The sequence below is a fragment of the Streptomyces sp. PT12 genome (assembly GCF_003311645.1).
Taxonomy (GTDB): domain Bacteria; phylum Actinomycetota; class Actinomycetes; order Streptomycetales; family Streptomycetaceae; genus Streptomyces.
In genome coordinates this window covers 1-923 of the sequence record NZ_QEST01000035.1, presented here as the reverse complement: position 1 = coordinate 923, position 923 = coordinate 1, and the positions used below count along the sequence as shown (strand labels likewise).

The 923-nt window shown below is 75.8% G+C and carries 1 protein-coding gene; it reads left to right on the top strand.

Going from position 1 to position 923, the window contains the following annotated elements:
- Positions 1 to 923, top strand: a 923-nt coding sequence (locus DEH69_RS03815) for a beta-ketoacyl reductase (RefSeq protein WP_113685444.1), incomplete at both ends; no start/stop codon positions are given.

Here is a 923-nt window from a genome sequence, read left to right as displayed (position 1 = left end):
CCGCCGCGTCGACCTGCCCACCTACGCCTTCCAACGCCAGCGCTACTGGCCCGAGAACACCACCCCCGTCGACGACGCGCACACCGACGACACCCGCTTCTGGGCCGCGGTCGACAAGGGCGAGCTGGAGCTGGGCGACGACGCCCTCGCCACGCTCGCCGAGTGGCGGCGGCGGGACCAGGCCGACACGGCCGTGTCCGCCCTGCGCTACCGCATCGACTGGAGGCCCCTCACCGCGTTGCCCACCCCGGCGCTCTCCGGTGACTGGGCGCTTCTCAACGCCGGGGACGCCATCGCCGAGGCCCTGCGCGACCACGGGGCCACCGTCCACACCAGCATCGCCGCCGCCCGCACCGTCACCGACCTGCGAGGCATCGTGGTGGCGGGCGAGGTCCACGACGCACTCGCCGCTCTCCAGGCCACCGGCATCGACGCACCCCTGTGGTGCCTGACCCGGGGCGCCGTCTCCATCGGCCGCTCCGACCGGGCGACCGCCCCCGCCCAGACGGCGGTTTGGGGCCTCGGCCGCGTCATCGGCCTCGAACAGCCGGGCCGCTGGGGTGGGTTGATCGACCTCCCCGCCGACCCGGACGCCCGGACGCTGGCCCGCCTCGTCAGCGTCCTCAACGGCGACGAGGACCAGGTCGCCATCCGCGCCTCCGGCGTCTACGCCCGCAGGCTCGTCCACGCCCCCCGCACCCGATCGGGCGAGGGCTGGACCCCGCGCGGCACGGTGCTGGTCACCGGGGGCACCGGGGCCCTCGGCACCGAGACCGCCCGCTGGCTCGTCGCCACGGGCGCCGACCGCGTCGTCCTGCTCAGCCGCGGCGGCGTGACCGAGGAAGCCGATCCGCGGATCGACGCGGTGGCCTGCGACGTCACCGACCGCGACGCCCTCGCCGCGATCATCGACGACCTGCCAG